Origin of the sequence: Oceanisphaera litoralis (genome assembly GCF_016907015.1) — a bacterium.
Classification (GTDB): domain Bacteria; phylum Pseudomonadota; class Gammaproteobacteria; order Enterobacterales; family Aeromonadaceae; genus Oceanimonas; species Oceanimonas litoralis.
Map to the genome: position 1 here is coordinate 21,484 of NZ_JAFBBE010000014.1, position 21,986 is coordinate 43,469.

At 56.6% G+C, this 21,986-nt stretch carries 21 protein-coding genes; 14 read left to right on the forward strand and 7 right to left on the reverse strand.

The features are described 5' to 3' along the window. The first annotated feature begins 105 nt into the window (after nt 1-105). Nucleotides 106-2,118 (forward strand): DNA helicase Rep, encoded by a 2,013-nt coding sequence (gene rep, locus HNR62_RS09785; protein ID WP_204795902.1) that lies wholly within the window; start codon nt 106-108, stop codon nt 2,116-2,118. Between the two features lie 15 nt (nt 2,119-2,133). On the opposite strand, the gene HNR62_RS09790 is transcribed toward rep, so the two are convergent. Then, nucleotides 2,134-2,769 carry a hypothetical protein gene (locus tag HNR62_RS09790; RefSeq protein ID WP_204795903.1) on the reverse strand — a complete coding sequence of 212 codons (636 nt, stop codon included), beginning with the start codon at nt 2,767-2,769 and terminating at the stop codon, nt 2,134-2,136. Nucleotides 2,770-2,928: 159 nt separating this feature from the next. Further along, nucleotides 2,929-3,306: a c-type cytochrome gene (locus HNR62_RS09795; RefSeq protein ID WP_239552727.1), complete on the reverse strand. Its 378-nt coding sequence runs from the start codon at nt 3,304-3,306 to the stop codon at nt 2,929-2,931. A gap of 310 nt (nt 3,307-3,616) precedes the next feature. Here HNR62_RS09795 and HNR62_RS09800 point away from each other — a divergent pair, with 310 nt between their 5' ends. Next, a complete protein-coding gene (locus HNR62_RS09800) occupies nt 3,617-4,144 on the forward strand; it encodes a MarR family winged helix-turn-helix transcriptional regulator (protein WP_239552719.1) in 528 nt (175 codons plus the stop codon). A 163-nt stretch (nt 4,145-4,307) separates the two neighbouring features. Continuing rightward, nucleotides 4,308-4,928 carry a glutathione S-transferase family protein gene (locus HNR62_RS09805; protein WP_204795905.1) on the forward strand — a complete coding sequence of 207 codons (621 nt, stop codon included), beginning with the start codon at nt 4,308-4,310 and terminating at the stop codon, nt 4,926-4,928. Nucleotides 4,929-5,004: 76 nt separating this feature from the next. Here the strand turns inward: HNR62_RS09805 and HNR62_RS09810 are convergent, their stop codons facing one another. Continuing rightward, nucleotides 5,005-5,913 (reverse strand): DMT family transporter, encoded by a 909-nt coding sequence (locus HNR62_RS09810; RefSeq protein WP_204795906.1) that lies wholly within the window; start codon nt 5,911-5,913, stop codon nt 5,005-5,007. Nucleotides 5,914-6,038: 125 nt separating this feature from the next. Between HNR62_RS09810 and sbcD the strand changes: the two genes are divergently transcribed. Together sbcD and HNR62_RS09820 are read left to right on the forward strand one after the other, a co-directional pair. Then, nucleotides 6,039-7,265 (forward strand): exonuclease subunit SbcD, encoded by a 1,227-nt coding sequence (gene sbcD, locus HNR62_RS09815; RefSeq protein WP_204795907.1) that lies wholly within the window; start codon nt 6,039-6,041, stop codon nt 7,263-7,265. Further along, entirely contained in the window at nt 7,262-10,672 is a 3,411-nt protein-coding gene (locus HNR62_RS09820; protein ID WP_204795908.1) for an AAA family ATPase, read from the forward strand. The genes sbcD and HNR62_RS09820 overlap by 4 nt, the downstream gene beginning before the upstream one ends. Before the next feature lie 68 nt (nt 10,673-10,740). Here the strand turns inward: HNR62_RS09820 and HNR62_RS09825 are convergent, their stop codons facing one another. Continuing rightward, nucleotides 10,741-12,204 (reverse strand): DUF3360 family protein, encoded by a 1,464-nt coding sequence (locus HNR62_RS09825; protein WP_338044097.1) that lies wholly within the window; start codon nt 12,202-12,204, stop codon nt 10,741-10,743. A 314-nt stretch (nt 12,205-12,518) separates the two neighbouring features. Between HNR62_RS09825 and HNR62_RS09830 the strand changes: the two genes are divergently transcribed. The 8 genes from HNR62_RS09830 (at nt 12,519) to HNR62_RS09865 (ending at nt 19,853) form a co-directional block, all read left to right on the forward strand. Beyond that, nucleotides 12,519-13,202, forward strand: a complete 684-nt coding sequence (locus tag HNR62_RS09830; RefSeq protein ID WP_204795910.1) for a glutathione S-transferase N-terminal domain-containing protein — start codon at nt 12,519-12,521, stop codon at nt 13,200-13,202. A gap of 76 nt (nt 13,203-13,278) precedes the next feature. Further along, on the forward strand, nt 13,279-14,562 hold the full coding sequence (locus HNR62_RS09835; RefSeq protein ID WP_420827155.1) for a mechanosensitive ion channel family protein: 1,284 nt from the start codon (nt 13,279-13,281) through the stop codon (nt 14,560-14,562). A 519-nt stretch (nt 14,563-15,081) separates the two neighbouring features. Next, the gene (locus HNR62_RS09840; RefSeq protein WP_204795911.1) at nt 15,082-15,867 is read left to right on the forward strand and encodes a hypothetical protein; all 786 of its coding nucleotides are present in this window, start codon (nt 15,082-15,084) and stop codon (nt 15,865-15,867) included. Nucleotides 15,868-15,922: 55 nt separating this feature from the next. Beyond that, nucleotides 15,923-16,246: a hypothetical protein gene (locus HNR62_RS09845; RefSeq protein WP_204795912.1), complete on the forward strand. Its 324-nt coding sequence runs from the start codon at nt 15,923-15,925 to the stop codon at nt 16,244-16,246. Nucleotide 16,247: 1 nt separating this feature from the next. After that, nucleotides 16,248-16,922: a C39 family peptidase gene (locus HNR62_RS09850; RefSeq protein WP_204795913.1), complete on the forward strand. Its 675-nt coding sequence runs from the start codon at nt 16,248-16,250 to the stop codon at nt 16,920-16,922. A gap of 14 nt (nt 16,923-16,936) precedes the next feature. Continuing rightward, nucleotides 16,937-17,386, forward strand: a complete 450-nt coding sequence (locus HNR62_RS09855) for a hypothetical protein (protein WP_204795914.1) — start codon at nt 16,937-16,939, stop codon at nt 17,384-17,386. A 236-nt stretch (nt 17,387-17,622) separates the two neighbouring features. Beyond that, nucleotides 17,623-18,870, forward strand: coding sequence for an AAA-type ATPase lid domain-containing protein (locus HNR62_RS09860; protein ID WP_204795915.1), 1,248 nt, complete (start codon nt 17,623-17,625; stop codon nt 18,868-18,870). Beyond that, nucleotides 18,867-19,853 carry a transporter gene (locus tag HNR62_RS09865; protein WP_204795916.1) on the forward strand — a complete coding sequence of 329 codons (987 nt, stop codon included), beginning with the start codon at nt 18,867-18,869 and terminating at the stop codon, nt 19,851-19,853. Before HNR62_RS09860 ends, HNR62_RS09865 begins: the two co-directional genes overlap by 4 nt. A gap of 94 nt (nt 19,854-19,947) precedes the next feature. On the opposite strand, the gene HNR62_RS09870 is transcribed toward HNR62_RS09865, so the two are convergent. From HNR62_RS09870 to HNR62_RS09880, 3 genes are all read right to left on the reverse strand, one after another. Beyond that, complete coding sequence (locus tag HNR62_RS09870) at nt 19,948-20,442, reverse strand: YgjP-like metallopeptidase domain-containing protein (protein WP_204795917.1); 495 nt, start codon at nt 20,440-20,442, stop codon at nt 19,948-19,950. Between the two features lie 151 nt (nt 20,443-20,593). After that, on the reverse strand, nt 20,594-20,950 hold the full coding sequence (locus HNR62_RS09875; protein WP_204795918.1) for a metalloregulator ArsR/SmtB family transcription factor: 357 nt from the start codon (nt 20,948-20,950) through the stop codon (nt 20,594-20,596). After that, the gene (locus HNR62_RS09880; protein WP_204795919.1) at nt 20,944-21,357 is read right to left on the reverse strand and encodes an arsenate reductase/protein-tyrosine-phosphatase family protein; all 414 of its coding nucleotides are present in this window, start codon (nt 21,355-21,357) and stop codon (nt 20,944-20,946) included. The genes HNR62_RS09875 and HNR62_RS09880 overlap by 7 nt, the downstream gene beginning before the upstream one ends. Before the next feature lie 231 nt (nt 21,358-21,588). Here HNR62_RS09880 and HNR62_RS16455 point away from each other — a divergent pair, with 231 nt between their 5' ends. Then, nucleotides 21,589-21,903 (forward strand): helix-turn-helix domain-containing protein, encoded by a 315-nt coding sequence (locus HNR62_RS16455; protein ID WP_204795920.1) that lies wholly within the window; start codon nt 21,589-21,591, stop codon nt 21,901-21,903. Nucleotides 21,904-21,986 lie beyond the last annotated feature (83 nt).

Here is a 21,986-nt window from a genome sequence, read left to right on the forward strand (position 1 = left end):
GAGCCAAAGCCGGAGCGATGACAAGATGCCTTTCGACGTTCGGCCCTTCACCCCCTGGCCTGCAGCCGGTAGAATGAGCGCCTCTGTTCAGCTGTCGGAAATGCCATGAAACTCAATCCAGCCCAAGACGATGCCGTGCGCTACATAGCCGGACCCTGCCTGGTGCTGGCCGGCGCCGGCAGCGGCAAGACCCGGGTGATCACCAATAAAATCGCCTATCTGGTGCGCCAGTGCGACTACAAGGCTCGCCACATCGCCGCCGTCACCTTTACCAACAAGGCGGCGCGGGAGATGAAGGAACGGGTGGCGCAGACCCTGGGCAAGGGCGAGGCCCGCGGCCTGATGGTGTCCACCTTTCATACCCTGGGGCTGGATATCATCCGCCGGGAGCACAAGACCCTGGGTCTGAAGGCCGGCTTTTCCCTGTTCGACGATCAGGACCAGCTGGCGCTGATCAAGGATCTGACCGAGCAGGAACTGGAGGGCGACAAGGAAAAGATCTCGCGCCTGATCAGCACCATTTCCAACTGGAAAAACGATCTGGTGCTGCCGGCGCGGGCGGCCCGGCTGGCCAGCGATCCGGAAACGGTGCTGTACGCCCAGTGCTACGAGCGCTATCAGCGGCAGATGAAGGCCTACAACGCGCTGGACTTCGACGATCTGATCCTGATGCCGACCCTGCTGCTGAAAACCAACAGCGAAGTGCGCGCCTTCTGGCAGAACAAGATCCGCTACCTGCTGGTGGACGAATACCAGGACACCAACACCAGCCAGTACGAGCTGGTCAAGCTGATCGCCGGCGAGCGGGCCCGTTTTACCGTGGTCGGCGACGACGATCAGTCCATCTATTCCTGGCGCGGCGCCCGGCCGCAGAACCTGGTGCTGCTGCAGGAAGACTACCCCGGCCTCAAGGTGATCAAGCTGGAGCAGAACTATCGCTCCCGGGGGCAGATATTGCAGTGCGCCAATATCCTGATCGCCAACAACCCTCACGTGTTCGAGAAGCAGCTGTTCTCGGAGATGGAATATGCGGCACCGGTACGGGTCTTGTTCGCCAAGAACGAAGAGCACGAGGCCGAGCGGGTGGTGGCCGAGATCATGGGCCACAAATTCATGAACGGCAGCAAATTCGGCGACTACGCCATCCTCTATCGGGGCAATCATCAGTCGCGCATGCTGGAAAAACAGCTGATGACCAACCGCATCCCCTACAAGATCAGCGGCGGCACCTCGTTTTTCTCCCGCGCCGAGATCAAGGACATCATGGCCTACCTGCGGCTGCTGGTGAATCCGGACGACGACAATGCCTTCCTGCGGGTGGTGAATACCCCACGGCGGGAAATCGGCCCCACCACGCTGGAAAAGCTGGGCACCTACGCCAACAACAGAGGCAAGAGCCTGTTTGCCGCCAGTTTCGAACTGGGGCTGGAGCAAAGCTTAAGCGGGCGCGGCCTGGTGTCGGTACGTGCTTTCGGCGACTGGCTGGTGCGCCGGGGAGACGAGGCGGCGCGCGGCAACGCTGTCGAGGCGGTGCGCGACATGATCAAGGACATCAATTACGAAGAATGGCTCTACGAGAGCTCACCCAGTCCCCGCGCCGCCGAGATGCGCATGCAGAACGTGTCCACCCTGTTCAAGTGGGTGAGTCAGATGCTGGAAGGCTCGGAGCTGGACGACGCCATGACGTTACCGCAGGTAGTGACCCGGCTGACCCTGCGCGACATGATGGAACGCGGCGAAGACGAGGACGACGGCGAGCAGGTACAGCTGATGACGCTGCATTCCTCCAAGGGACTGGAGTATCCCTATGTCTTCATGGTGGGCATGGAGGAGGGGCTCTTGCCGCACCAGAGCAGCATAGATGAAGACAACATAGAGGAAGAGCGCCGGCTGGCCTATGTGGGGATTACCCGGGCCCAGCAGGCGCTGACCTTTACCCTGTGTCGGGAGCGCCGCCAGTTTGGCGAGCAGATCCGGCCCGAGCCCAGCCGCTTCCTGCTGGAGCTGCCCCAGCAGGATCTGGACTGGGAGCACAACCGCAAGCCACCCAGCGAGGGCGAACGAATGGAAAAAGGCCAGGCCAGCATCGCCAACCTGAGGGCCATGTTCAGGAAATAACGTCAGAAGCAGGGGTTAGCTTGCTTGAGCCTTGCTGGGGCGCACCTGCAGCAGCCAGAATAGCGCTGTGCTGTGAAAGATAATGCCGTAGGCAAACAACTCCAGTCCTTCCTGCACCACACTCTTGACGAGGAAGACATCGGCGCCATCCTGCCCGTCGAGCACCGCTTCCCATATGGCGCCGGTGCCAAATACCCGGCTGAAGCACAGCAGGGTGGCGATGCCCATCAGTACATAGTTAAAAGGCACCGAGTGAATGGCGTTCGTCATGCCATGCAGCGTGCTCTGGCGATAGCGGGCGGCCAGAGCCACCGAGACCAGAAAGACGGCCAGCACACAGTATTGCCAGAGGTTGTCTTGCACATCATCCAGCAGAAAATCAAACTCCCGAATAAACATGGAGAAGAAGAAGCCGCTGATCAGGATAAGAAAACCACGCTGTTCCCTGACCCGGACCGCTCCCGCTGCACACAGCAGGGCCGACAGCAGTATGAGCAGGGCCTGCAGCAGTTCGGTGAAGCCCCACTCCGGCATCCCGTGGCGCAAGACCACAACGTCAACCGTGACGGCCAGAGGGGCAAAGAGCGTACATATAACAAGCAGCAGAAACTGCAGGGCGGCTTTGGAGATCTGGGTAATGTGTGCGGACATGGATATACAAGTTCCAGGGTAAATGGGCCGGCTATTCTCGGAGTTTTACTGCCCGTTGTCCAGAATGGGGGGACGTCGGGTGACCTTAACGCAAAAAGCCCCCGGGCGGGGGCTTTGATCAGGATTGCCGAACCGGTGCCGGCAAGGCGGGGTTATCGCTCAGATGGCGTCGATCATGTAATCAACGGCGCTGGCAATCTCTTCATCCGAGCAGTTGCCGCAGGCACCACGAGGCGGCATGGCGTTGAAGCCATTCAGCGCGTGATCCAGCAGGGTATCGCGACCCTTGGCGATACGGGCTTCCCAGGCGGCGGCATCACCCTTGATGGGCGCGCCGGCAGCGCCGGTGGTGTGGCAGGCGGCACAGGCGGCGGTGAACACCGCATCACCGCTGCGCGGTGCGGCGGGTTCGCTGCTGCTTCCGACGGTGGCGGTATCGACAATGCCTTCCAGATCGGCGGCGGTGTAGACACTGCCTACCGGCTTGGTGCGCTCGGCAACGGCTTCTGGCGACATATCATTGGCGGCGTAGGCCATACCACTCAAAGAGGCAGCGGCAACGCCGGCAAGCAACAGGTTTCTTAACAGGCTCACCTTTTTATTCTCCCAGTTGGCTTATTTATTTCCATTGAATTTCGTTAAACCCGCGGAGTATACCCCAAGTGCGGCGGTCATTAAACGGTCCGGTTAAAACCGGGGAGGCCTGAAAAAAAAACCGTATTGGCGGCGGTTCGGGAGGCATGACAGCCGCGCGGCGACGGAATTCTTTATGTTATTATCAATATCTCTTGATATGAAAATGGCTGCCAGCATAACGGAGCGCCCGATAACAATGAATGATAACCACATGCAGACTACCTCTTCTTCTTCCGGCACCGGCGATCAGGTGATGGATCAAATCGACCGCATCGTTACCCTGTGGCACCGTGCTCGGCCCGACCTGGATTTTGACAGTACCGAGGTGATCGGCCGTATCGTGCGGCTCGAATATTTCATTACCCGCCGGGTGCTGCAGGATTTGGCGCATTACGAGTTGAATGTAGGCGAATTCGATGTGCTGGCGGCATTGCGTCGGCATCCGCCTTCTTTCCAGCTGTCACCCAACCAGTTGCAGTCCATGGTGCTGATTTCTTCCGGCGCCCTGACCAATCGTATCAATCGACTGGAAAGCCGTGGCCTGGTCAGCCGGGCTCAGGCGGATCACGACCGGAGAGGCGTGATAGTGACGCTCACCGAACAGGGCTTCAGGATAGTGGAAGAGGCGGTCAGGCATCACCTTGCCGCCGAGGCCGAGCTGGCCGGCGCCCTGTCGGATGATGAGCAGCAACAGTTTGCCGTTTTGTTGAAAAAAATGCTGCTGGCGGTGGAAGACTGAGGCCTGCTTCAATTTCCTGACTATCCGAATGGCCAGGTTCGGGCGGGAAGATCGCGAATGTCCGGTTTTTTGCCGATAATTGAGCAAGGTGAAGGTCGGATGCTCGGGCCGGCGTCATATCACGAATGCAGACAGGCCGAGTGGCCACCAAGGAGGTAATGGAATGAAGTTATATTACAGGCCGGGCGCTTGCTCACTCGCTCCTCATATCGTGTTGTCCTGGTTGGACCTTCCCTATGAGCTGGAGCGAGTGGATACCCGGGATCCCGAGTTCCTCGATATCAACTATATGGCCGCGGTGCCGGTACTGTTTACCGAAGAAATGGGGAACCTGTACCAGAATAGCGCCATCTTGCGTTATTTGTCGCGGCTGCCCGAAGGCGAGCATCTGGGGCCGGGTACCGACCCTGTACTGCTATATCAGTGCGATTACTGGCTGAGCTTCTTCAATACCGACGTATTTCGGGCCCTGGCGCCACACTTTACTGCCCGGAAATACACCACGGATACCCGTGTCGCCGCGCTGGATGCCATCAAGGCGGCGGTGCCGGCCCAGGCGGCGCCCTTGTTGCAGCGGATGGACCACCATCTGTCCAGCCGCAGCTGGTATATGGATGAGCACTGCAGCATAGTTGATGCCTGCGCCTTCGTGTTTACCTTCTGGGCCTCGCGCGTGTTGCCCGACGGGCTCAGTGCCTATCCTCATGTGGCCCGCCACTTTCAGGACATGAAAGCCGATCCCGGGGTGCGTCGTGCGCTCGATGAAGAAGGGTTATCACTCTAAAGCATGACGCCCTAAAGCCTGATGTTCTAAAACATGATGTCCTAAACATGACGCCCTGAAACATGGCGGTTTCATGCTAATGACGACCCACTATCAGTAGGGCGCCAATCACGGTTGCCAGCGCCCCCAGCCAGGCCCCATTGGCCGGGCGGCGCTTCATGAACAGCCACAATAACGGCAGTACCAGCACCGGGCTCACCGAACTCAGCATGGCCACCATGCCCACCTCGCCATGGCGCAGGGCCAGCAGAATCAGCGTCATGCCGACGCCCATCGCCAGAAAGGCATTCAGCGCCACCATGGCGAAGATTGACCAGTTGATGCGGCGCAAGGGTTTGGCAACCGAAAGCCCGCACCACAGCAGCACCAGGTGGGCCAGAAAAGCGGCACTCATACGCACCGCCGAGGCCGATACCGGATCTATCGGGTCAGTGTCGCTCGTCATCACCGGTTTCACCATCAGGGTCGCCACCGACTGACACAAGGCCGACACCAGCCCCAGGGCGATACCCGGCCCGGGGCTGCCGTTATCCTGCTCCCAGGCGTGGGTTTCATTGCTGCGTTTGCCCATGAAAATGGCGGTCATCACGGCCCCTACCAGCAGGAAGCAACCGACCAGGGTCAGGCCTGCGATCACCTCACCGAACACCAGGTAGGCCAGCAGAACGGAAAACAGCGCATGGGTGGCAAACAGCACCCCGGCCCGGCGGGGACCGAGCCGGTTCATGGCGGCAAACAGCGCCGTGTCTCCGATAAAAATCCCGATAAGGCCGGATATCGCCATGATGCTCAGGCCGTGGCTGCTAAGGCTGCTCCAGCCGCCGGTCAGCAGTGCGACCGACCACAGCATCAGGCTGACACAGAACATGCGCCAGCGGGAAAAGGCGAAGGCGCCCAGGTGGCGGGCGGCGTTGGCCGACAGCAGGCTGGCCAGGGCCCAGCAGGTGGCCGCCGCCAGGGCGAGATAATCGTAGGAAAAGGACATGTATCAGTACAAATCAGCGGTAAAGGTCCAGTCTAGCAAGTCTTCCTCCGCCGCCAAGGGAGATTTGCCAGCCATCGGCTTAGCGGGTTTAATAGCGGTCACCGCCGTCAACAACAAGAGTCACCATGCGCATACTGCACACCTCCGACTGGCATCTGGGCCAGCATTTCATGGGTAAAACCCGCCACGATGAACACAAGGCCTTTCTGAGCTGGCTGGTCGAGCAGGTAAAGGAGCAGGAGGTGGCGGCGGTGCTGGTGGCGGGAGACATATTCGATACCGGGACCCCGCCCAGCTATGCCCGCGAGCTGTATAACGGCTTTATCGTCGAGCTGCAGCACACCGGCGCCCAACTGGTGGTTCTGGGCGGCAATCACGACTCGGTCGCCATGCTGAACGAGTCGCGGAGCCTGCTGGGGTACCTGAATGTACAGGTCATACCGGGCATGTTGGACGATGCCGATCATCAGGTGCTGGTGCTGCCGGACAGTGACGGTCAGCCGGGTGCGATATTGTGTGCCGTGCCCTTCATGCGGGCACGCGAGGTGATGGCCAGCGAAGCCGGGCAGAGTGCCGCCGACAAGCAGCAGGCGCTGCAACAGGCCATCGCCGATCATTACCAACAGTTGTTCGAGCGGGCCGAACAGCTGCGGGACCAGCTGGCCCCCACGGTGGGAAGGCGGTCGCTGCCCATCGTCGCCACCGGCCACCTGACCACAGTCGGGGCCAGCAGCAGCGACTCGGTGCGGGAGATCTACATCGGCACCCTGGATGCCTTTCCCGCCGGCGCCTTTCCCCCGGTCGACTACCTCGCCCTGGGGCATATTCACCGGCCGCAGAAGGTGGGTGGCCACGAGCACATTCGCTATTGCGGCTCGCCCATCGCGCTGAGCTTCGATGAAGTGGGGCAGCAGAAGGAAGTCTTGCTGGTCGAGGTGAATGGCGAGGGCCTGCAGGCGGTGACCCCGCTGCCGGTGCCGGTGTTTCAGCCTTTGGCCAGGGTCGGAGGCAATCTGGAGCAACTGGCGGAGGCGATGCAGCAGGTCGCCGTCGCCCACGAGGTACCGGTCTGGCTGGAAGTGACGGTCAGTGAAGATGATTACCTGAGTGACTTGCAACCCCGGGTGGAGCAGCTGGCCGAAGGCTTGCCGCTGGAAATATTAGTGGTGCGTCGGCAACGAACCCGGGGCGGTGACGGCCTGACCGCCGAGCAGGGCGTGACCCTGAGCGAGCTGACGCCGGTGGAGGTGTTCGAGCGCAGGCTGGAACCGGAGCCGCTGGAGGCCGAACGGCAACAGGCGCTGAGCGAGCTGTATCGCCAGCTATTGGTGCAGATGGAGGAAGAAGCATGAAGATCCTCAGCCTGCGCCTGAAAAACCTGAACTCCCTGAAAGGGGAGTGGAAAATCGACTTTACCCGGTCGCCGTTTCGGGACAGTGGCCTCTTCGCCATCACGGGCCCCACCGGCGCCGGCAAGACCACGCTGCTCGATGCCATCTGTCTGGCGCTCTATCATCAGACGCCGCGCATGAAATCGGTGTCTGCCAGCGGCAACGAGCTGATGACCCGCCATACCGCCGATTGCCTGGCGGAGGTGGAATTCGAGATCAAGGGAGCAGGCTATCGCGCCTTCTGGAGCCAGCGCCGCTCCCGGGACAGGGTTGACGGCAAGCTGCAGGCCCCCAGGGTGGAACTGGCCCGGCTCGACGGCACCATTATCACCACCAAAATCAACGACAAGCTGAATCTGACCGAGCAGCTGAGCGGCCTGGATTTTGGCCGCTTTACCAAATCCATGCTGCTGGCCCAGGGCGGCTTTGCCGCCTTTCTGCACGCAGACGCCAACGAGCGGGCCGAACTGTTGGAAGAGCTGACCGGCACCGATATCTACGCCCAGATCTCGAAGCGGGTGTTCGAACAGACCCGGGAGCAGAAAAGTGCCCTGGGGCAACTTGAGGCCAGGGCGGAAGGCATGGCGTTGCTGAGCGAAGAAGAGCGCAGCCTGATAGCAGAAGAAGCAAGCGGACTGGAGCAAGAGCTGACGGCGCGGCAGGGTGAGCTGCAGCAGTCCCGGGTGGCATTGCAGCAGCGGCAGGAATGGGATCGGTGCGAGCGGCAACTGGCCGGCGCCCGGCAGGAGCGGCAACGGGCGGGGATGGCGCTGGAGCAGGCCGCCCCCGAACAGGCCCGGTTGAACGCCGCCGGGCCGGCGGCCCGTCTGCATCCCCTCTGGCAGCACGTTCAGCAGGGGCTCAAACGGCAGCAGGGTCTGATGGGGGAGTTGAAGTCTCAACAAGCAAGGCTGACGGCGCTGGAAGATGAACGCAACGGCACCTGCTGGCAGGGGCTGGCGTTCAGCTGCCAGTACCAGGATGAACTGGCGCGCCAGCAGACAGAGCTTGAGGCCGCTCAGCAACGGCTGGAGCAGGCCATGGCCGGCAACCCGGCCGGTGCCCGGCTGGGAGAGCTGCTGGCGGGCTGGCGCGGGACCATAGGGCAACTGGCCGACACGCAGCGCCGGCTGGGGGATCTGGAGACCAAGCGGCAAGACAGCCAGCAGCAGCGGCAGCAGACCGACGCCCGGTTGCAACAGCTCGCCCGGGAGCAGAAAGCGGCCGCAGAGGCTCTGGCGCAGGCGGAGCAGGACCACCAGGCACGACAGCAGACACGATTACAACTGCTGAATGGCGAGGAGGAAACCGAGTTCAACCGCCGACTGCAGGGCCTGCATCGTCAGCAGCCGTTGTGGTCGGCCCTGCAGCAGGGGGCGGAACAGCTGCAACAACAGCAGGCAGAGCAGCAAACTCTGAGCGAACAACAGGCGGAACACACGCTGCTGTGGCAGCAGGGTGAGCTTCAGCTCAAGCAATGCCGCCAGCAATATGCGCAGCTCAAGGAGCTGATCCGCGACAAGGAAAAGCTGCTGGTGCAGGAACAACGCATTCGGGATCTTGAGCAGCACCGGGTCCGGCTGCAGCCGGGAGAAGCCTGCCCCCTGTGTGGCAGTGAGTCACATCCGGCCATCGAGGCCTATCGGGCGCTGGATGACAGTACTGCCAACGAGCTGGCAGAGAAGCGTCAACAGCTTGAGGAGCTGGAGCAAGAGGGTCAGGAACTGGGTCACCGTCAGCTGGCGCTGAAGCTGAAGCTGGATCAGGGTGAGCTGCGTCGGGGCGAGCTGAGCCGACAGCATCGGGAGTGGACGGTTCGCCAGCAGCAGCAACTGTCGGATCTGGCCATGAGCGAAGCGGACTGGCCCGAGCAATTGGCACAACGTCGGCAGCAATTACAGCAGCTAGAGCCGCTGGCGGAACAGCTTGACACCGCAAGGCTGGCGCAGTCCCGGGCCGAGCTGGACGAGCGGAATGCACGGCAGCAGGTGAACGATCTCGCACACCGGCAGCAGTTGCTGGAGCAGCAAAGCCTGAATCAGATGCAGCAGTTGCAGCAGCTTGAGGATGAGCTGCAGAACAGTCGGCAACAGAGTGCCGATATGCAACGGCGGCTTGCCACCGAGCTGGCCGAACAGGGATGGGAGGCGCCCGCCGACTGGTCCGGCTGGCTACGGCAAATCGAGCGGCAATGGCAAAGCTGGCAGCAACAGCAACAGCAATGGCAACAGCTGGCGGAACAACGGCAGCAGCGGGCGGCGGATCAGCGGCAGGCCGACATACGGGTGCAGCAGTGGCAACGGCGTTGGCAAGCCTTGGGGTTGGCGGAGCGGGAAGCTGTCACCACGGCCGAGCCGCAGGCGGCGGCAGAGCTGGCGGATGCCCGGCTGCCGACGCTGGAGGCAGGGGTTCATAAGGAGAGTTCGGCACTGGAACTGCAACAACGTCAGCTGGCGGCGCTGGAAGCCGAACTCGTCGATTGGCAGCGGCAATGGCAACAGGCACTGGCGCAAAGCGACTTTGCCGACGAAGCGGCCTTCATGGCGGCGCTGCTGAGTGATGAAGAGCGGGAGCGGCTGGAAACCCGGCTCGGGCAGTTGCAGCAAGGCGTCGAGCGCGCCAGCACCCTGCTTGAACGGGCAGAGCAGGAATGGCAGCGGTTGGGTGAGCGTCAGCCGGACGCCCTGACCGAGCTGGAATCACGGGTAACAGGGTTGCAGCAGGCGGAAAGCGTCTTGCAGCAGCGGCTGGGCGGATTCGGAGAGCGGCTGGAGCGGGACCGACAGCAAAGGGAGCGCCAGCAGGCGCTGTTTGCCGAGATAGCGGCGCAGCGACAACAGCTGCAGTTGTGGGATCAGCTGAATCACCTGATCGGTTCGGCGGACGGTGCCAAGTATCGCCGTTTCGCCCAGGGGTTGACCCTGGAACATCTGGTGCAGCTGGCCAATCAGCGCTTGGTACGGCTGCACGGCCGCTATCGGCTGGCCCGCAAGGCGGGTGGCGAGCTGGAGCTGTTGGTGATCGATACCTGGCAGGCGGACGTGGCGCGCGACACTCAGACCCTGTCCGGCGGCGAAAGCTTCCTGGTCAGTCTGGCGCTGGCATTGGCGCTGTCGGATCTGGTCAGCAGCAAGACCCGTATCGACTCGCTGTTTCTGGACGAAGGCTTCGGCACCCTGGATGCGGAAACCCTTGAGGTGGCACTGGATGCGCTGGATGCGCTCAACGCCAGCGGCAAGATGATCGGGGTGATCAGCCATATAGAGGCGCTGAAAGAGCGGGTGCCGGTGCAGATCAAGCTGAGCAAGAGCCAGGGCCTGGGCCTGAGCCGACTGGCGCCGGAGTTTGCTTTTAACAGTGAGGGGTAAAGAGTAAGGGGTGAGGAGTAAAGAGTGAGGAGTCTCCTCACGCCTTACCCTTCACCCCTCACAGAGAGTTATTCCGCAGTGATCAGCGCCGGTATGCCCGGCAGCATGCCCACGGCGGCCATGATGGCCAGCAGGATGACAAAGGTAATGCCGGGGATCACCCAGCGGTCGGTCCGGCGCAGGGTTTTGCCGCGCTCCTTGTCGCCAATCAGCCCCAGATTGTCGAGCAGCATGGTCATGGACCAGCCGAACACGGGGTTAACGAAGGCGGAGGCGAACACCACTATGCCGGCAGACTGGCTGCTGGTGGTGTTGCGGGTCATCTGCATGCCCGCTTCCAGCAGCGGCATGAATACCCCCACGATCAGGGCCACCCGCAGTACCGGCGCCCAGACGGCCAGATCCATGGGGTAACCCCAGAGCGCGGCTATGATGCAAAATACCCCGGTCAGTATGGCGCCGGCGGGAATGGGGCGCTTGGCGATGGCGGCGGGAATCATGTAGGTACCCCAGGAAGACGCCAGGTTGCCGCCGCCCAGCAGGCTGCCCACAGCCTGACGGACCGAGGCAATGCCCATGGTATCGTCCACGTTCATCAGCACCCTGGTGGCTTTTTTCGGGTAGTTCAGCTCCTGGAATACCCTGTGCCCCATGAAGTCGGGTGACCACATGGCCACCGCCAGCACGGCGAAGGGGGCCACGCTGATGAAATGGTGCAACTCGGGCCAGCCCATCTGCCAGCCGGTGTTTTCGCCCCACCAGTAGGAAGGAGAGAGGTGGGGCATGCCGGGCTCGGTAACAAACTCGAACGGCGCACCCAAGGCGATGGCGATGACGAAGGCGATGCCGGAGCCGAGCGGAATGGACAACCAGCGCATTTCCAGCCGGGCCAGCAGGGCATACATGATGATGGTGCTCAGGATCACCGCGAAGGCCACATAGCCCATGTCCAGGCCATTGGCCCAGGCGGTGAGTGCCTTGATCTGACTGAACAGGCCCACGGCGCCCAGGTAAATCAGCAGGCCGCCGCGCACCCCGTCGCTGGTCAGCGCCATCAGCTTGCTGCCGCCCTTGCTGATGCTGAGCAGCAGGCCGAACAGGCCGACCAGCAGCCCCAGCGCCAGCGGGTGGCCGCCGGAGGCGACAATCAGCGGGATCAGCGGGATCATGGGGCCATGAGTACCGGCCAGGTTGGCGGTGGGGTTGATAAGCCCCGAGAACAGGATCACGAACAAGACGGCGGCGATCAGCATTTCGAAGCGGACGTTTTCCACCACGAAGGCATCGGACAGTCCCAATGGCCCCGCGAAGGCGGCGACCACGGCGGCGACCATCACTATCTTGCCGATGGTGGCGGCGAGGGCGGGCACCAGATCTTCCAGCTCGAAGCTGTAGTCCTTGAACGGCAGGTTTATCCGCCAGCGCCTGGGCGACATGATCGACAGCTCATGCTCCAGATAGGCGGCACGGCTGTCGAAGTCGCGCCGGGGCTTGCGTTGTTCGCGATAGCTTTGATGGCTGGGTTGTGACACGGGAGTCTCCTTGATGGTATCCATCTCAATGGTGTCATAGCGGAGTCCATGGTATGGCTTGTTATCGAATTGTTATATTCGACATAAGTCTTAATTGCTCGGGACTATTATTTCGGCACTGTCTCGGGGCTGTCTCGGGACCATAGCGTCACCGGCGGGATGGCAGCGGATCTGCGGCGTACTTCTCTGTGGTGCACTTCTCAGCGATGCACTTATCTACGATGTAGATAAAGCGGATGACAGCCGCTATGTTGGTGTTTTGTTATCTCATTTTTCAGGCCCGGGAGAATGGGCATCGTCAAGGGAGACATGACGTGATAGAGCTGCATCATCTGAACAACTCCCGTTCCCAGCGCATTCTCTGGCTGCTGGAAGAGCTGGGGCTGGACTACGAGATCAGGCATTACCGGCGCGATAGCGACACCCAGCTGGCGCCCGACAGCCTGAAGCGCATACACCCGCTGGGCAAGGCGCCGGTGCTGACCGATGGTGGTATGAGCCTGGCCGAGTCCGGTGCCATCATCGACTACCTGGCGCAGACCTATGGTCGGGACACGCTGTTGCCGGCCAATAACAGCCCGGCCTGGTGGGATTATGTGTACTGGCTGCATTATGCGGAAGGATCCCTGATGCCGCCGCTGCTGATACGCCATGTGTTCGACAGGGTGCAACAGGCGCCGGTGCTGTTTTTTGTCCGGCCCATCGTCAACAGAATAGTGGCGGGGGTGGACAAGGCCTTCCTGCACAACCAGATAAGGACGCACCTGAATTTTGTGGCCGACCACCTGTCCTGCCATGACTGGTTTGCCGGTCATCGTTTCGGCGCGGCGGACATCCAGATGAGCTTTCCGCTGGAGGTCGCCATGCACAGAAGTGAGCTGGCCGACAGCTACCCCCGGCTTGGGGCCTATGTTTCCGCCCTGCAGGCCCGGCCTGCTTATCTGCGCGCCCTGAAAGCCGGAGGCCCCTATCTTTACGGGCCCACGGTCGGGGTTTGATAGTGGTGGTAATAGCCTTTAGCATGTCGGTCTGACTGTTACTGAACGGAACACCATGATGGACGAGGTAAAAGACCTGAAGGGGCTCATAATGCCCTGGTTGAATGCTTATATTCCACAATACGCGGGCCTGGCCTATACCGCCGCCGTCTTGCTGCTCATCATCATCATCTCGGCGACCATCCACTTCGTCCTGCATCGGGTGGTGATCTCGTGGGTAGGCAGTCGGGCACAAGCTAGTCGGCAGGTCTGGCGCAAGGCCTTTTTTGAACGCAAGCTGTTCAACCGGCTGGCGCAGACCCTGCAGGGCATCATCATTCATATTCAGGCCGGGCTCTGGCTCGACGGCGATGCCCTGGCGTTGCCCGTTATTCAGACGGCGGCGCACTTGTGGATCCTGCTCTATGGCCTGCTGTCGTTGTTTGCGCTGCTCGATGCCCTGCTGGACATCTTTCAGCAAAATCCCGCCATGCAGAATTTTCCCTTGAGAGGCATCTTTCAGAGCCTCAAGCTGATCGCGAGCATCTTTATCGGCCTGCTGATCATCTCTACCCTGATAGGCAAGTCGCCACTTATTCTGCTCAGCGGCCTGGGTGCCATGACCGCCGTGCTGATGCTGGTGTTCAAGGATCCCATTCTCGGGCTGGTCGCCGGTATTCAGCTGTCGGCCAATAACATGCTGACCGTGGGCGACTGGCTGGAAATGCCCCAATACGGTGCCGATGGTGCCGTGATCGACATAGGCCTGACCACGGTCAAGGTGCAAAACTGGGATAAAACCATTACCACCATTCCTACCTATGCGCTGATTTCCGATTCCTTCAAGAACTGGCGCGGCATGAGCGAGTCGGGCGGACGACGCATCAAGCGCAGCCTGATGATTGACAGCAGCAGCGTGTGCTTTCTGGATGAAGAGGATGTGGCTCGCCTGCAGCGGGCCAGGCTGCTGGCGCCGTATCTGAAGCAGAAGGTGCAGGAAGTCAATCGCTATAACAGCGAGCAGCAGCTGGACCTGTCGTCACTGGTCAACGGCCGGCGGCTGACCAATCTCGGCACCTTCCGCGCCTACCTGAACACCTTTCTGAAGAGTCATCCGCGCATCCATCAACAGATGACGCTGATGGTACGTCAGCTCGAGCCCACCCCCAATGGCATACCGATGGAAATCTATGCCTTTACCAACACCACCAGCTGGGTGGAGTATGAAGGCATTCAGGGAGATATCTTCGATCACGTATTTGCGGTACTGCAGGAATTCGGCTTGCGGGTACATCAGGTACCCTCCGGATACGACATGCGATCGCTGGGGCGCCTGTCAAGCCGTGACACAGAGCAGGAAAGCATCCGCAGAGTGGGGTGAACAAGCAATAATGCAGTGAAAAATAAATTAAAAAAGGGCCAATTGGCCCTTTTTTAATTTTTAGTTTCAGTATGGAGGCGCAGATAAAAATTTCTTTCCTTGTTCCATCTTCATCACTCTATACGGCTATTTAGGTTAACACTTGACCCGTCGTTGATAAGTGTCAATTGATTCCTTATCATGTAAAATGAGGTAACCAGCCTATAAAGGCTGTTCCTTTTCGTTATTCACATCTGCGTCATGATATTGTTTTTGTTAAGAAAGTCATGAACTCATCGAGTGCCGCTATAAATTTTATTACGCTGTGTCTTATAGATGAGACAAGTTATTACTTATGTTTGCCTTGTAAGTGAGATATATATCAAAGTGGTTGGTGAGAAGTCATATTTGATACATCTCATATTTTTGCCTCAACTAATCTTTATCTCAGGGTTAGGAAGAAAACCCTGAATTCGTCCAGGTTACATGGATGGATGAATAATTAGATGCACACATTGGTAAAAGAAGAGGGAATTTATTATGTCTATGCAAAAGAAAACACTGACAGTGCTGGTTGCATTGGCCGTAGGTGCTTCATTTGGTGCAGCAGCAGCAGGATATGAGGGTGGCTACGGCTATGGTCATGATTCTTACAAAAAAGGCGGTGATAAACACTATGACGACGGCAGCCACAATTATAATGGGTCTGGTAACCAGGCAAACGATGAGAGTGTTGTCATAGATTATGACAAGTATGTCTGGAAGTATGATTGGGACTATACAACCTTTTATAAAATCAATAAAGAGTACAAGGTAAACAATCAATACAACACAACCTATCAAATGGGTTATACCGGCGATACCAAGTCAAAATCATACGTATCTGCCTATGCCGACGCCTATAACGACAATGCGGCCTATGCCGGTCAAAAAAGTGCCAACCTTGGTGCGGGCTTGGGTCTTGGCTTGGGTGTAGGTCTGGGTGTTGGCGTCGGTGAGGGCGGTGACTCCCTGGGACTTGGCTTTGGCCTTCTGGGTCTGGGTATTAGCTTCAACGATGCCGATGGCCTGGGTATCGGTCAGGGTGCCGGTGCCGGTGCCGGTGCCGGTCTCGGCCTGGCAGGTTTGATGCCCGATCAGGATCTGGCTCAGACAGCCAGGGCTGATGCCTCTGTTAATGTCTTTTCTGTCTCTCTTATCAGATCAGGCAATAATACCGTGGGTAATACAGGTGCTACCAATGGTATCAACACTCAGCAAGCTATCTCCGGGCAAAGCGCCCTGGGACAACAAAGTGTTAACGTAAACGCCAGTCAGCAGTTTTAATCATTGATAAAATGCCGGTTCTTTTTATGGAACCGGCCACTTACTCGGAGGGGATATGAAAAGGGTGATATTGCTATCTGCTTTTTTGAGTTTTTCCGTCCTCGCTGGTCAGGAGTTGGATATGATTCCGGTTGCTGATGATGCTCTGCTTGGGAAAAGCAGGGGTATGGCTCAGCTTACTGATCAGGACAATATTACAGCGCAGGGAGGTATGGTAGCAGGAAACAACATGATTGATTCGGTTTCTATTACCGGGAACAATGCTATAGCAGCTGGTGCCTTCAGTGGTTCAAATGGTATTATCATGGTCAACCTGACTTCCGGTAATAACAATCTGACCAATATGAGCGCCTCGGTTAATTTATATTCGGCAAAATGATATGAAAAAAATATTATGGATGATGGTTTTTTTTCCAGCAGCCAGTTTTGCTTTGAACTTACCTGGCGCTGGAGGGGGGCATCTAAGAGTGCCGGTTAAAAGTTTTGATGAAATCAGGTTTGGGGAGGTAGTAAAGCAGAAGTATGATTTTAGTTGTGGTTCGGCTGCGTTGGCATCCCTGCTTACCCATCATTATGCCATGCCGATAACTGAAGCAGCAGTCTTTGAAGAAATGTTCAGATTCGGTGATAAAAATATAATAGAGAAGAAAGGTTTCTCAATGCTCGACATGAAAAATTTTTTGGCGAGAAGAGGTATTAAGTCTGATGGTTACAAGCTTGACAGGGCTAGTGTCATTGAACTGGGTATGCCGGCTATTGCCTTGGTAAACTATAACGGTTACAACCACTTTGTAGTGGTTAAAGGGCTAACTGAAGAAAAGGTACTGATAGGTGATCCTTCGTTGGGTTTGCATATTATGAGTGGTGATGATTTTGACAAAAGTAGTGATGGAATCTTTCTGTTCATAAGAGATAAAGTTGAGCTGGCCAAGGCTAGTTTCAACCAAAGAGAAGATTGGGAGCATTCTGCCGAGGATGCACCTTCAAGAATGGCGCTTATGCAGCGCTTTCCTCACCTTACAGATCTTATGTTGCCATCAGAGTATGATTACTGATTGGGGTGATAAAGATGAAGTGGTTGATAGTTTCTGTTCTGGTTATTCCAGTTATGGCATTTTCGAAAAGTTTTTACGTTTCTCTTGAAAATACGCCAGCCTTGACGGAAAGCGTATTAGAGCAGCAGCGAGGAGGATTTAAACTTCCTGGTATCGATTACTCAATAGGGTTGAGGATGGAGGCCCTGGTTAATGGTAATAGGGTTTTTTTCAGTGATGTTTTCAATGTTGCAAACAATCGTTTGGTTTTGCCAGAAGTAAGTGGTCTCCCGGATGGTATGAAAATAACCCCTTTCTATAACAATAGGAGCGTAGGTTACATACTTGAAAATTCACAGAGTGGTATTAACACAAATATTAACCTGGAAATTAATATTACAACACCACAGCAAATGAATGCCATTAGAAATCAGCAGCAAATATCGACGCGGATTCGTTCGGCAACGAGGAATAGGGGGTATTGATATTTTCTGGCAGCAGCTTGTTTTGATTGAGTCCCTTATGTGCCCGGCATGATGTTTCGAAAACACTGCCGGGCTTCTACTTTCGGGCTTCTATATGTCGATCTTGATCGGTGCTTTCATAAGATATTTTTTATATTTTTCATGCCGTTGTAGTAAATGCATTCTCTTTTTTTATTATTCTCTTGTAGCTGTTCTATAGTGGTAGAAAGATATTTATAACATAATGGTGGCGAAAAATGAGCATGGATAAGGAGATCCTGGTCTTGCAGTACGCTCAGGGAGCTAAGGCATGGATAAATCGTTATCCTGGGTGGACACTGATACGTCATGTCAGTTTGGATACAGCAGGTTTTTACCTGGAACATGCCGACACATCTGTTGGAATACTTGATTGCAGTGGATTAGATAAGCCGCCTGTTCAGCTAGAACAATGGCTGGATAATTACAAAGGGATTTCCTGGATTGCTCTCCTTACCCTTCGCCAGCTGTACAAGAAAGAATGGCAAGTATTTGTTGCTATACACTGCTATGACTATCACACCACTCCTGTCTCAGAAGACCGATTATTTATCACTGTTGGGCGTGCGTATGGCATGAAGCGCCTTAAAAGCAATCTAGGCCTTTCCTTTCATCAGAGTGATCTTATCGGTCGCCATGAAAAATTCAACAATGTTTTCATTGCAATGAATAGCAATCATAATCAGTGTCTGACTCTTGCTGGTGAGCCTGGGACAGGGAAACGTCATATAGTTAAGGGATTTGCAAAAGTTAAAGGCGGTATTTTTTTGGAAGTGAATGTATTTTGTATGGAGCCTGATGGTGAATTGAAGCCATTAGAAAAAATCTTTTCCAAAACTGATGACTCCGTCGTTTTTATTTATATTAATCATTCCGAACAGTTGCCTGAATATGTACAGCGTTATGTTTCTGAATATGTGCTGAATGGTAAGGTTAAAAGTAACATAAGCCTGTTTTTTGGTGTGGATTTAATATCTTCAGAACAGAAAGATAAAGGTGGATTTTCTCCTGATTTTCTCTTGCTTTTGAATCAGTTTCGGCTTGAAGTTCCTCCGCTGCGTGAAAGAGGGCAGGATAAAATACTGCTTGCCAGGTATTATCTTTACAAAATAAGCAGGGAGCAGGGTAAGCGTATACTTGGGTTTACCAATGCTGCTGAGAAAATGATGATGAATTATGAATGGCCAGGCAATATCACCGAATTAATAGAGAAAGTAAGAAGGGGGGTGTCTGAATGTGAAACGGAATATGTGGGTGTGGAACATTTGGATCTTGAAGGCGAACTGTTGCTGGAGCCCGAGAATCTCAGCCTTCGAAAAGCAAGGGAGGAAGCGGATGCACTGGCGATAAAGCGAGTGCTTGATCTGGTGTCGGGGCGCCCTGGAAGGGCGGCCGAGCTGCTGTGTATTTCCAGAGCATCGCTGCACCGCTTGATAGCAAGATATGGAATCAGGAGAGAACCATGAACAAAAGAATAATGTTTACCGGCCTGCTGTTATCCGTAGTGGGCACAGTACAGGCTCAGGACAGGCAAGTGGTGGATTCGGTGGCGAGTGCTTTGGAAACGCAGGGCTTACTAACCCCGGTGGGGAAGTTTGAGATAGAGCCTTCATTCAGCTATTCGCAGAATACTTCGAATCGTATTTCCATACTGGGTTATAGCGTGCTGCCGGCCATTGTTGTAGGGATCATCGAGGCAGAAGATGCGGATTTAACAACCTTTACCTGGGGGCTGGCAGCTCGCTATGGTCTGACCAATCGGATTGAGCTGGAGCTGAGGGTACCCTGGGTGTACCGTTATGATGTTTTTACCAAAAGGGATGAGAACGAACCCGTTACCGGCCCCAGGGAATTTACATCCAGGGGGGGGGGCTTGGGGGATATCGAAATGGCCGTGCGTTACCAGTTCAACCTGGAATCGGCGCCTTTCTGGATTGGCGGGCTCAGGGTTAAATCGGATACGGGAGATTCGGCCTTCGATTTGCCATTGAACCCTGACGGTATCTTTCCCGACCCGCCCACGGGATCGGGCTCATGGGCCATCGAGCCCAGTATAACCCTTATTTATCCCTCGGATCCGGGCGTACTGTTCGGCACCGCCGGCTATACCTTGAATCTGGAGGCGGATGCAGAACGAGATTTAACTCCAGATGATTTAACAAATGGTAAAGACAAGTTCAATCTGGGTGACAGTGTCTTTCTGGGAATGGGGATGGGTTTTGCGGTCAATAACCGGCTTTCCTTCAGCCTGGGTGTCAACCACAGGACCGTTCTTAAATCCAAGATCAATGGCAAAAAAGCGGGTGAAGTGCTGCAGATAGATAGTCTGACGACCGGTTTCTCGCTGGCGCTGACCGACAAGACCTCACTCAATATGAGCTTACAGGCAGGTCTGACCGAGGATGCGCCGGATGTGCAGGTGAATTTCGGCATGCCCATCATGTTCTGATTTTCTTGTTATGATTCAAACAAGAAAAGTGAATGAACAAGGGCCGGATAACCGGCCCTTTTTATTGCCTGTATTTAGACACTACAAGCCGGTTTCACCTCTCTTGTTCCCGCCACTGCAACCACAGCCGGGTGTCCAGTTCAAGCTGGTGATAACCGGACTCCATATGGCAGCACAGTTGGTAAAAGGCCTTGTTATGATCCTTTTCCTTAAAGTGGGCCAGCTCGTGTACCACTATCATGCGTAAAAACTCCGGCGGTGCCTCCTTGAACAGGGCGGCCACGGTAATGCTGTTGTGGGCCTTGAGTTTGCTGCCCTGTACCCGAGACTGATAGGTGTGCATGCCCAGAGCGTGTTTGAGCACATTGAGCTTGCTGTCGTAGCGCACCAAGCTTAAAGGTGGACTCTTGCGCAGGTACTGGCTTTTCAGACCGTTGATATAGCCGTACAGGGCCTTGTCATTCTGGATCTGGTGCCGGTGCGGATACTTGCGTTCGAGATAATCTCCCAGCCGACCGCTGGTGAGCAGTTCACCGGCCTGGAGCTGAATGGGTTCCGGATAACCGGTCAGGTATTTTAGGGAATTCACGCAGTGCCTCGCGCTGACTGTACTGACGGTCATTATATGGCGGAAGCATCGGCGTGTCCGGATGTGATGCGGAGCCTGTGATACCGCAACAGACACGGGGGCCGGCGTTATCCGCCGAAGGTCGAGGCGTTATTACAGGCCGGATTGAGGATCAGCAGCACAACCGCCGGCGTTCGGGGCGGTGACCCATGGTAGTCAGCCGATCCCGGGCGGGCCGGATATGGTGTTGATAATGGCGGAAGGTATCTTGCAAAACAGCCAGCGCACCGGCTTTCAGAGAGGGGGACAGCCGATAATAGACCCACTGGCCCTCGCGGCGATCGGACAGCAGTTCGTGCTGGCGCAACAAGGCCAGGTGGCGGGATATCTTGGGCTGGCTCTGATTCAGGGCGTGGGTCATTTCGCAGACGCACATTTCCTGTTCGGCCATGATCAGCAGCACCAGCTGCAGCCGGGTGTCGTCGGCCAGCGCCTTGAACAGGGCGAGCGGGGATTTTTCGGTTACCACAGGGGCTTTACCTTGCGATCCTGGAGCAGCACCAGCAGCTTGATGCGTTCAAAGATTTCGTGCACCACTTTGGCTGCCTGCTGCGGAGAATCACAGCAGGCGCCGTCGAAATGCCAGGCCATGAACTGGCTGGCCGGTATGGCTCTGGCCGCGTCTTCTACCTGCTCGCACAGGCTGATGACAATATCAAAATACTGTTCCTCGACGGCATCCAGCCCCTTGCTGAACAGCCCTTCGGTAATGACGCCGAGCCGTTGCAGGGCGGCCAGGGCATGAGTATCTATCGTGGTTGGCTCCAGGCCCACACTCATTACTTCAAAGCGGTCGGCGGCGAGATGTTTGAGCAGCGCCTCGGCAATAGGGGAGCAGACGGCGTTGCTTTGGCAGACAAAAAGCACAGAGGTCATGGCGGAATCAGAGTCCAGAATGATGGCCACATCATATATATGGGCCTTCGTATGTCAACGATATCGACGAATGGGGTCATCATGTTGTCATCTTGTTGCGTTAATGGCATCGGCGGGCACTGGCTGAGCAGGGGCCCGAATGAGTTGAATCCGTCGGAGCGTTTGCTGCGATGACCCATGCGTCAATGACGACATAAAAAAGCCCCGGTGCCGCAGGGGCATCGGGACTTGATGATTTGTCTTGCAACAGGCGAGCGATTATTTGGATGCCAGTTCGGCCACCCCTTGTTCGGCCTGCCGGCTGCGGGGCCAGAGGCCAATCACCACCTGCCAGGTCACGGCCAGGGCGCCGACGATGAAGACCACATAACCCGAGGTCCGCGCCCGGCCCCGGTCAGCCTGCAGCAGGCCACCAGCCAGGCCCAGCGTCGTGCTGTAGAGCAGGCGTTAAGCGCAAGCAACAACAACTGGGCCGCTGCCGCCCGCCTGCTGGACATCGACCCCAGCAATCTGCACAAGCTGGCGAAACGGCTGGGGATGAAGTGATAATCTCGGCCCGGTAGTGTTTCGCCGGGCGGTCATAAAAACTTCATGTAAACGATTGCATATTCTATGTAAACGTTAACATT

Coding starts and splice junctions, on each gene's coding strand:
- rep (WP_204795902.1), top strand. CDS start 106: ATGAAACTCAATCCAGCCCAAGACGATGCCGTGCGCTACATAGCCGGA.
- HNR62_RS09790 (WP_204795903.1), bottom strand. CDS start 2,769: ATGTCCGCACACATTACCCAGATCTCCAAAGCCGCCCTGCAGTTTCTG.
- HNR62_RS09795 (WP_239552727.1), bottom strand. CDS start 3,306: ATGGCCTACGCCGCCAATGATATGTCGCCAGAAGCCGTTGCCGAGCGC.
- HNR62_RS09800 (WP_239552719.1), top strand. CDS start 3,617: ATGCAGACTACCTCTTCTTCTTCCGGCACCGGCGATCAGGTGATGGAT.
- HNR62_RS09805 (WP_204795905.1), top strand. CDS start 4,308: ATGAAGTTATATTACAGGCCGGGCGCTTGCTCACTCGCTCCTCATATC.
- HNR62_RS09810 (WP_204795906.1), bottom strand. CDS start 5,913: ATGTCCTTTTCCTACGATTATCTCGCCCTGGCGGCGGCCACCTGCTGG.
- sbcD (WP_204795907.1), top strand. CDS start 6,039: ATGCGCATACTGCACACCTCCGACTGGCATCTGGGCCAGCATTTCATG.
- HNR62_RS09820 (WP_204795908.1), top strand. CDS start 7,262: ATGAAGATCCTCAGCCTGCGCCTGAAAAACCTGAACTCCCTGAAAGGG.
- HNR62_RS09840 (WP_204795911.1), top strand. CDS start 15,082: ATGTCTATGCAAAAGAAAACACTGACAGTGCTGGTTGCATTGGCCGTA.
- HNR62_RS09845 (WP_204795912.1), top strand. CDS start 15,923: ATGAAAAGGGTGATATTGCTATCTGCTTTTTTGAGTTTTTCCGTCCTC.
- HNR62_RS09850 (WP_204795913.1), top strand. CDS start 16,248: ATGAAAAAAATATTATGGATGATGGTTTTTTTTCCAGCAGCCAGTTTT.
- HNR62_RS09855 (WP_204795914.1), top strand. CDS start 16,937: ATGAAGTGGTTGATAGTTTCTGTTCTGGTTATTCCAGTTATGGCATTT.
- HNR62_RS09860 (WP_204795915.1), top strand. CDS start 17,623: ATGAGCATGGATAAGGAGATCCTGGTCTTGCAGTACGCTCAGGGAGCT.
- HNR62_RS09865 (WP_204795916.1), top strand. CDS start 18,867: ATGAACAAAAGAATAATGTTTACCGGCCTGCTGTTATCCGTAGTGGGC.
- HNR62_RS09880 (WP_204795919.1), bottom strand. CDS start 21,357: ATGACCTCTGTGCTTTTTGTCTGCCAAAGCAACGCCGTCTGCTCCCCT.
- HNR62_RS16455 (WP_204795920.1), top strand. CDS start 21,589: ATGATTTGTCTTGCAACAGGCGAGCGATTATTTGGATGCCAGTTCGGC.